Below are 9538 nucleotides of genomic sequence, written 5' to 3' on the forward strand. Positions count from 1 at the left end.
AAAATTATGAAAAATTTAAGAAAAATAAAAAAATATAAGAAAAAAATAATAAAATTTACTTATGCTACTTCTACATCTTCAATTTTAGAAGACATATCATCTTTTGCAGTTTTTTTACTATTTTCTTCATCCAATCCAATCACTAAAGCATCTTCTTCTAATGCACCAGGGTCCTTTTCGATGCACTCTTTTACCTTTGCTGTGATTGCTCCACCGTCTTCGTTGTCGATCATGTCAACGAGTTCTAATTGTTGTTGGAACCTTTCTACTCCTTCCATTGGAATGTTTTCTACGAAAGGAATAGCTCCGGTAGCTCCAGTAATTTTCTTTTTCTCAGGGTCGCAACCATTTTCGTGTAATGCTTTAAAACTTTGACCAGTAATGTGACCTTGTACTTCTGCACCACATAAGATTAAGAATCTGATGTTTGGGTTTGAAATGATGTTTGCTACAACTTTTTCAATACCTAAGTTTTCAGTTTTACAAGGTCCAGCAATTGCTGCTCCAGCAGCAGCCGGGATATCTTCATTGTGAGAAGCTAAAGTAGTTACAGCAACAGGACTTTCTGGGTCTCCTACAATGTAGTCTCCACTTACTACAGGCCAATTATCAGCAGTAGGTTTTTTGTCAGCCATCTATAAAACCCCCATAGCTGTTAATATAGGCATTGCTGCCATAATAAGGAACATTCCTATAACAAATCCATAAACCATGTTAGTTAATTTACCTGCAATTACAAAGTTACCTTCTCTTCCTGGGAAGGAACCTAATGGAGCAGAGTTAGGATCTAAGGAATTCATTAATTCGTCAGCAGCTGCTTCGACTTTTGCGATTTCTGCATTTATTTCATCCATTGAAAGAATAATTAAATCTCCACCACCAGCTCCGAGAATACCGGATTCTGCGTCAAGATTTAAGTTTAATTCAGGAATAAATTGTATTAAAGGTAATACCATCTATAACAACCTCCTTATTCCTCAACTTTTGGCCATAAACCAGCCCATTTAACAGATGCAGCTGCTTCACAGGAAGCATTAACAAACATCTTAAATGAGATGTACCAACCGATAAGTCCGACAATTAAAATTGCAAACCATGCGTATCCTCCAGCGGAAATAGCAAGAATACCAGTAATGATCATAGTTAAGAATGCAGTAGAAGCACCACATTTAAGAGTTCTTACTTGGTCTTCGTTTGGTCCTAAACATGCGTTGAATGGGTGTTGGATAGCCATAGTACATAATATGTAAAAGATAGCAATAAATCCAGGAGCAATTACAGCAGATAAGAGTAAGTCAATTGAGTATCCACCTGCAATAGCAGCAGAGAATCCTAAAACAGATAATGCTGCAGCACCTGCAATTTCTGCAGTACATCTTTCCATAACAGGAATTTTCATACCAACAATTTTTTTAGCTACAACAGCAACTAATAATCCAATAATCATTGCAAAGATTAATGCAAGAATAGGTCCAGCAATTTCTAATCCAGTTAATTTTAAAGATGCGATAATACCTACACCAGCTAAAGCACCGATTACACCAATACCTAAAGACATGTAACCGATAGAAGGTACACCAGTACCTAAACCATAACTTGCTACACTACGGATTGCAATTACACCCCAAAGGATTGCACAAACTGCACCAAGACAGCTTAATACAGGTCCAATAACAGGGTTAATACCAGATAAGTATATACCGAGTAATCCACCGATAATACCAATAGCTAACATTACATTAGCATCTACAGCACCTTCTGCAGGTGCTCCACTTCCTCCAGCAGACATCTTAAATACCTCCAATCATTAAAACCATGAAGATTGCAGCTACAAGAGATACAATAGCACAAGCTAAAATTCCAGTAGGAAGTCTTTTAAATTTAGGGTCTACAAATCCTTCAATAGTACCTCCAATGTTATAGGAAGCAGTTACGGAGTTGATGAAGAACATACCTACGGATAAGATAGCAGCTAATCCTGCAATAACAGTAGCGTCAAATCCAGTCATGTTAGCGGTTGCGAATTCGTTAATAGCCCAGTAGACTAATCCACCACCAGCACCACCAAGTAAACCACCGATGATACCACTAATGTAACATACGGTAGGAATACCGTGTCCTTCGGTACCAGGAGTTTTATATTTTTCTTGGTTCCATTTGGTGATTGGGTCAACTGCAGCTTTACCGGATGCTGGTACTACACCAACACCATAAATATAAATAAAGTTACCAATAAGCATGGTGATACCCATCATTAACATGGAACCGACTGCACCTGCTAAGATGATCAACCATACTGGTTGTCCTGTCATAGAAGCTGCGGTAATGAGTCCAGTTAAACCTGCACCAGCTGCTAACATTGCGGTACCAGTTCCTACACCGGTAGCGGTAGCCATAGCTGCAGGAGCACCACCTACAGGAATGAAGTGTACACCTCCTCCCATAATAATACCTGCAATTACAACACATATAATAAATATAATAAGATTCATAATGTAACCTCCTTATTCCTCATATGGTCCGAATTTTTCTCTTGCAGACTTTTCAAGGAAGTAGTTACCAGCGATTAATAAGATAACGATGATAAGTCCTACTATTTGTCCTCCAATAGCTCCGAATACAACAGTGATCCAGAAGCTTATGAAGACAATAAGTCCGAAACAGAAACCGGTTAAAGGTCCACCATATTTAGCACAGAAGTTACCTACATCGATAGAGTTTTTAGCACCGAGAGGAGCTTTGGTTACGATATCCCCTTGAATAGCTACAGGAGTACCTCCACCGTAATCGAATTTTTGGTATTCGCTTTCTGCACCGTAATGTACATCCCCTGTGGATGAACCGATTGCACCAATAGTAATTCCCCATAGTACAGCGAGTAATGGTAATGGGAATGGGTGTCCAAGACCGCTTAATGGAAGAGTCATTAAGTAAGCGATTCCTACAATACCGAAACTAGCTATAAAACCATGAGCTGCGATAGGGCCTAAGGATTGGGTTAATACATCCATAAATAATGGTTGTTCAAATTGAGATTGACCAACAATCCTTCCCATGTGTGATGTGACTGTATAAATTGCGTGAACAAATGCAGCAACAGTAGAACCCATTGCAATTGCGACGATAGGAATAATGCCCATACCCATTGCAAGAGCTGCGATACCACCAGCGATACCACACCAGCATCCATATGCTACTGGTTCACCAGAAGCTGCCTTATTGATCATACGGTGTAAATGTCCCATTTGTGGAGCAAGTTGAACTTGTGAGTTAGGGTTACTTTGTGAACCAATGTCAGACTCTAAGTCCTCTGCAGCACCAGCAATGGTTGCTGCTGCACCCATTAATGCGACTACACCTAATGTAATAGGGTCCATATTTTTCTTTCCTCCTTAAATTTTATTAAATTTAAATTATTTAATAAATTATTATGTGATTAAAATTTCCTTTTTTAATCACAATTAGACATATTCTGCTCAAATATAAAACCATAAAGACATAAAATAAAAATGGACTAAATAATGGGCTAAAGCAAAATTTAGACCATTTTTTTAGTACATCTGAATGATTTTATACTTTATGATTATACCTCATAACTTAAACAAAGATTTTATAAATCAAATAAGCCAAGGCAAACCACTTAGCTTTTAATCTAGCTAGATTAAATCCTTAAAGTGTTAAGAATGAAATATTTGATGAATAAATCTAAAGATCTTAATAATTAAACCTGAATAATTAATAAGATAAACCAAAAAATTTCAAGTTCATTATTTTTAAGCGTTTTGAACAAAAAAATATTTATTCAAGCTCACTTTAATTAAAATAAACTTAAAATTAATTATTTTACAGACAGTAAACTGCCTATATTCTATAATTTTTTTAAAACACTATATATAAGTTTTACTAAATAATCTCAAATTTTATCAATTATTTTTAGCATTACCTAACAAATTAAGCCTTTTATCAAAATTAATTGATAATAACTCAATTTTACTTTAAGAAAATTTCTTATCATATTTTATAATTTTTTAATTTTCAATAATAAAACACAACTTATTATTTTCAAAATTATTTGATAAAAAATCCATTCTAATTTATACAAACAAATATTTTTTTGAAAAAAATAAATAAGGTAAAACAAAGGAATGTGGAAACACATTCCAAGTTAAAAACCTTATTTATTAAATTTCCCGTTTACACCAAACTTATTTTGCTGGAATGATGATAGATCTTTCACCTGCAGGTTCGAATTCTCTTAAAGCACCTTTAGCAAATTCTGCTCTGACTTTAGTGAAGTCGAATGGCAAGTTCTTGTCAGCGAATGCAATTTTTACGAGAGGGTTAACTGCAAATGCGTCTCCACGAGCACTGTGAGGTGCTTGTGCGATACCTGCATATTCACCTTGGTGACCTACGTTCATTGCATAGTTAGGGTAGTTAGGACCTCTTAATTCAAGTGGTAAACCTTCGTCGTTTCTGATAGCGAATACGTTAGCTGCACCACATTGATCTTGCAAGTCGTAACCGTAGAATCCTAATCTGGAATGTTGTTCTTTGTGTAAGTATTGTGCTAAGTACCATGCAGATAAACCAGTTTGTGCATTACCAGTTGCGAATGCAGTGGAAATACCTGCAGCTGCGGAAATAACAGCAGCTCTTTGAGAACCACCGAAGTGGGTTTCAAGTAAAGCTGGGTATTCTTCGTATTGTTCAAGTGAGTAGAATGCTACTTCTGAACCTACGTCAAGAACAGTGTCCATGTTGTTAGGTGCGGAACATAATTCTCCGTATTTGTCTTCTACGTAATCTTTACCGAAGTAAGAGAAGTCGTCTAATACGTTATCGGTGTATGCTGCGGTAGCATATTGAGTAAATCCTACACCACCAGACATGTAGGATCCTAACCAAATTTGGTCGTATAAAGCAGCACCTAAAGCTACTACTTCTAATGCGGATTCTACAGGGTCGTCGGTTACTCTGGTTGCTTGACAGATATCTGCCATAAATCCGAATGGTACACCACCGAGTTCGTTACCTGCTCTTGCTCTTCTGATTGGTAAGTAAGTACCCATACCAATTACTTCTGCGTGTTTGGATGCATATGCGAAGTCACCAGTAGCACCTTCACCTGCACATTGACCGTATGCAGAAATCATGGACATACCAATTTGCATAGCAGACCATCTGGAAGTGGTACCACCATCACAAACTCTACCTACAACAGATGGGACTCTTACAATTTGCCAAATAGCATTACCTACTTCAGCTTTTAAAGCTTCAGCTTGTTCTTCTGGGAACTCTTTGTTAATGTCTAATACAAATGCAGGGTCAATTTCTGCTGCTAAGTCGTCGTCACCAGTAAATACTTTTACGTAGGAGTCGTCTACTAATAATGGGTTAGTTTCTACCATGTGTTCTTGTACTACAGCTGCACCAGGCATAGCGTGGTTTACAACTTCTAAGTAGTTGGTAATGGTTTCAGGAGTTACTTCCATACCTAATCTCTTTTCGAGTACGTTGTGAGCAGTGTTTAAACCTACGATTACAGTTTTTCTGATATCGTCCCAAGCTTGTTGCATTGCTGCGTTGTTGATAAAGTGTAAGTCGTCCCCTTCTACAAAGGTGTCAGTACCAGATAATTGGTAGGACATTAAAGCTCTTTGACCGAGTGGGTTACCAATGTCTGGGTTGTACATTGGGATTCCTCTTTTCTCAGCAATTGCTTTACCTTCGTTTACAAATTCAGTTTTTCTTTCAGATTGAGTCCAACCGCCCATATTATAGAAGGTAGTAGTTTTTTCTTCTGGAGCTTCTTTGAACTTTTTAGTCATTGCATCTAAGAATTTTTTATCAGCCATTTTAATAAACCTCCTTAATATTCTGGGTTGTAACCAAATTGAGATCTAGTAACGTGTATTTGTCTTAAGACAGTTACAGCGTCTTCGTCATCTCTGTAAGCTTCACCATCACATCTGTAGATAGTGGTTTTAGCTCTTAAGGTTTCTTCATCTAATGGTTCACCTAATACTACAGGTTCGTCTAATTCACGACCAATTTGGTCTTTAACCATTTCTACGTTACCGGTTTCTTTGTTGAGTACTTGTCTTCTTAACATGTCGAACATTAAACCGTTTTCGTCGAGTCTTAAAGAGTGACCGTGTACACCTGCACCTCTGATTCCAGTACGTGCGGTATCAAAGTATTCGTTTTCTAAAATTTCTTTGGAAATTTTTTCTAAGTCTCTTTCACGAGCTTCGATAATTTGTCTACCGGATAAAGTACCGGTATCGATTCCTCTGTATCTGTATACGTAGGATCTAGCTCTTAAGAAAGGTTGAGCTGGAGCAAAGTACATGGAGTCTACAAATTGGATGTATCTTACTCTGTCCCCTGCTTTTGCACCGTCAATAGGTTCTACAATTTCTCTAATAATGTCATCAGGTTCATCGAGTTCGTCGAGAGGTGGGTGTACGGATTTGTATTCTTCACCTGGAGCTCTGTGACCTAATAATTTTACTACATCTTCATCAGATATTTCTCTTAAAACTTCTAACTCAACATCTGGGTTAGTGAATTTTCTTCTGTTTTCAGCTACCTGAGAAGTTCCTGGATAATATTGTGCCATAATTATGCATCTCCTAATGTTAATCTAACTTTTCTAATAATCTCATCTAATTTTTCTTGAGACACTGTTTGTCCCCTAATAACCCCTGATACTATGTTCATGATTTTACCTTCTGTTTTTACCTCTTCAGGCATGACCTTTGCGGTTTTGACACCGATTTTTGCAAAATCTTCAAAGTCTACAGGATATTCACAAATAATAACACAAGGTTTGTTAACGTTACGCAAGATTAATCTTGCTTTGTATGTAATATGATTTCTTACTCCACCTAAGTGAACTACAATAACTTTAAACTTTTGCATTTGTTCAACTTCCTTGTCAGTTAAACCAAAAGCATTACCTGCACCACCGGCAGGAGCATCATGTGGAACACCACTACCTGCATCTAAAATCATAGTGCTGGTTAATAAGTTAGCTTCACGTAAACCAAAGGTGATTTCACAAACAGGTTTGGTAATGTGTCTACGACCTGGAGACATAGCAACTGCCAAAACATCACTTCCACATTCTGCGAAAGTTCCTCTTTGAGCAATTCCTCCTCCTTCACCAAGACCTCTTGTTTCCCTACAGTCTACAAGATGTGTGCATCTTCCAATCATATTATCAGACCTAATACTCAAAAACTTAATAGATATTTATTCCAATGTGTCTTTTTTTAGAATAGAAACATGTTCATTAAATTTAGATCTAGTATCTGCTATACCAATTAAATTTTCAGGAATTTCTGTACCATCACCATATTTCAATCCATCAGTAACAGTTTTTTGTTTCCTGATGTATTGGGATTTGCTGGTGTTAATGTCAAAACCAGTATCAATATGCTCATCACAAATAGCTCTGATTTCTTCAATACCAGATTCATCATATAATTCTACAAAAATCCTACCTGTCTTAACTTTTAATTCAATTTCCTCACCGTTTACCACAATGATTCTACGATCACCATAAATGCGGTCAATATCATCTTGTGGTGGGAGTCTTGGCCCTTGAATTACAGTTCTTTTAACTGAATCTAAAGATTCTAAATCATTTAATACTTTTTCAGTTGTGTCTGTACCTAAAATTCTGTGTGGAAATATTTCAATATCCATTATTTTAACCTCAGTATCTAAATCGATATGATTTAAATAATTATTATTTATGTGAATTTTAAACTAGATGTTAATTAACAAAAATTAATTCGATAATTAGATGTCACCTTTAATCTCAGCAGCTGCTAAAGCAACATATTTGAGTGGTTCTCTGAATTCGTCAATCTCACTGTATACTTCTTTAATTAATCCAGAAGTTGCTTCTGGAGAGAAGAGTTGGGTACCAGCATCTAATGCCATACCAGCAGCTACACAAGGGATAGTAAATCCTTTACTGTGTCTGGTTACTACGTGGTTACCGTTGAATAAACCAGGACCTCCTCCACCATAGATAGAGTGAGAGAAGAAAGAGAATCCTACAGCTACCCCTTCAGCTCTACCGAAGTCAATACCAGGTAAACCGGTAGCGAATTCGATGTTGTCGTTGAAGTATAAGATAGTAGATGGAATACCTTGAGCAGCTCTTGCTGCACCGACGTTAACCATAATAGCAGCAGTACATCCAGCAGCAGCATATGCGTTCCATTTAGCTGCGTCACTGGTAGCGTACATGTTGTATCCAGTTAATTCTTTTTCTACAGCGATTACACCATCTGCTTCAGCTTTAGCAATAGTGTCTTGTACGATAGAACCTACAGTTCCTTCTTTTGCGTTGTCTTGTACGAGACCTAATACCATGTTGTCAGCGTTTAAACCTTGGTAAGCTAAACCTAATAAGTGCATTCTTTCGTAAGCACCTACTGCGTCACCCATTTCAAACATTGCAGTTTGTTCGAAAATACTTGCGAGTGCAGTTGATTGTAAGGTGTTCTTTAAGGTAGCAGCTACGAAGTCGTTTGCTTTAATGTTTCTTAAGGAGTAACCTGGACCTTCTAATTTTTGTGGTACGTCTAACATGGTTTTTAAGTTAGCACCCATGTATTCTACAGATTGTGGGTATCTTCCTAAGATAGCAGCTTTTACCATGTTTGCGTCGTACATGTTTACGTCAAACTCTTTGATAATAGCTTGAGTTAATGCAGTTGCGGTAGCTAAGGTTGCTACGGAGTATTCTGCGGAAGAGTCTAATCTGATAGTTGGAATTTGGACTAAAATCCTTTTTCCACCAGAGAGTACTTCACATTTAGTATCATCGTCTTCAGTTACTTGAAGCATGTCTTTTACAGCAGCAGCAATGGAGTCAGCTTGAGCTACGATGTCAAGATCCATTTCTCTACCTAAGATTTTAGATTTTGCTCCACCGACGGAAGCAGTTTTTAAAGATTTTTCGATTCCTTCTAAGTTTACAGCTACAGTTCTTTTAACACCGCTAATAATGTTCTTAATAGCAGGGTTACGTAACGGACTTAGAGCTTCGATTGGTACATCAGCTTCGACTAATGAACCTCTGTCGTCGTATAAATCGACTTTATCATCAAACTTTGCCAATTTTTTCCCTCCTAAATAAATAGAGTTAATATACCACTCACAAAAACCATTTCAGTTTTTAGTGAGTAAGCTATAGAGCAAAATTTTTGCAATAGCCAGCTATTTGGTATACAGATATTAGTTTATTTAAAATATAATATAAACATTCGTTTAAGAATTAAATAGAAAACTTTATAAGTAATAACATTATTTATTTTTTTTATTATATATTCCCTCAGAAGTAATACTTTTTTAAATTGATTAAAATAAATATAATTATAAAAATCAGTATAAATTAAGTTAAATATCTAAAATAAGAAAAATTATTTTTTTAATCATAAAATAGGATTAAATAAGACTTTTTAAAAGGAAATAAAGAAAAAAATTAAAAATCGCAAAAAAATCAAATATTACA

Annotated in this window: 9 protein-coding genes and 1 pseudogene; all 10 read right to left on the reverse strand. The window is 36.4% G+C overall.

Annotation, left to right across the window (positions count from 1 at the left end):
* Positions 1-98: 98 nt before the first annotated feature.
* Positions 99-635, reverse strand: a pseudogene (mtrA, locus tag ACKI67_RS04070) (tetrahydromethanopterin S-methyltransferase subunit A); the annotation flags it as partial.
* Complete coding sequence (locus tag ACKI67_RS04075) at positions 636-956, reverse strand: tetrahydromethanopterin S-methyltransferase subunit B (RefSeq protein ID WP_407462113.1); 321 nt, start codon at positions 954-956, stop codon at positions 636-638. It lies immediately after the preceding pseudogene.
* Between the two features lie 14 nt (positions 957-970).
* The gene (gene mtrC / locus ACKI67_RS04080) at positions 971-1789 is read right to left on the reverse strand and encodes a tetrahydromethanopterin S-methyltransferase subunit MtrC (protein ID WP_407462114.1); all 819 of its coding nucleotides are present in this window, start codon (positions 1787-1789) and stop codon (positions 971-973) included.
* A gap of 1 nt (position 1790) precedes the next feature.
* Positions 1791-2492: a tetrahydromethanopterin S-methyltransferase subunit D gene (mtrD, locus tag ACKI67_RS04085; protein WP_407462115.1), complete on the reverse strand. Its 702-nt coding sequence runs from the start codon at positions 2490-2492 to the stop codon at positions 1791-1793.
* A gap of 12 nt (positions 2493-2504) precedes the next feature.
* Positions 2505-3377 carry a tetrahydromethanopterin S-methyltransferase subunit E gene (gene mtrE / locus ACKI67_RS04090; protein ID WP_407462116.1) on the reverse strand — a complete coding sequence of 291 codons (873 nt, stop codon included), beginning with the start codon at positions 3375-3377 and terminating at the stop codon, positions 2505-2507.
* A gap of 828 nt (positions 3378-4205) precedes the next feature.
* Complete coding sequence (gene mcrA / locus ACKI67_RS04095; RefSeq protein ID WP_407462117.1) at positions 4206-5858, reverse strand: coenzyme-B sulfoethylthiotransferase subunit alpha; 1653 nt, start codon at positions 5856-5858, stop codon at positions 4206-4208.
* Between the two features lie 14 nt (positions 5859-5872).
* A complete protein-coding gene (mcrG, locus tag ACKI67_RS04100) occupies positions 5873-6625 on the reverse strand; it encodes a coenzyme-B sulfoethylthiotransferase subunit gamma (protein WP_407462118.1) in 753 nt (250 codons plus the stop codon).
* A 2-nt stretch (positions 6626-6627) separates the two neighbouring features.
* Positions 6628-7224 carry a methyl-coenzyme M reductase I operon protein C gene (gene mcrC / locus ACKI67_RS04105; RefSeq protein WP_292777442.1) on the reverse strand — a complete coding sequence of 199 codons (597 nt, stop codon included), beginning with the start codon at positions 7222-7224 and terminating at the stop codon, positions 6628-6630.
* A gap of 36 nt (positions 7225-7260) precedes the next feature.
* The gene (gene mcrD / locus ACKI67_RS04110) at positions 7261-7716 is read right to left on the reverse strand and encodes a methyl-coenzyme M reductase operon protein D (protein ID WP_407462119.1); all 456 of its coding nucleotides are present in this window, start codon (positions 7714-7716) and stop codon (positions 7261-7263) included.
* Between the two features lie 96 nt (positions 7717-7812).
* Complete coding sequence (gene mcrB / locus ACKI67_RS04115) at positions 7813-9144, reverse strand: coenzyme-B sulfoethylthiotransferase subunit beta (protein ID WP_407462121.1); 1332 nt, start codon at positions 9142-9144, stop codon at positions 7813-7815.
* Between the last annotated feature and the right edge of the window lie 394 nt (positions 9145-9538).

Source organism: Methanobrevibacter sp. (genome assembly GCF_045577275.1).
Classification (GTDB): Archaea; Methanobacteriota; Methanobacteria; order Methanobacteriales; family Methanobacteriaceae; genus Methanobrevibacter.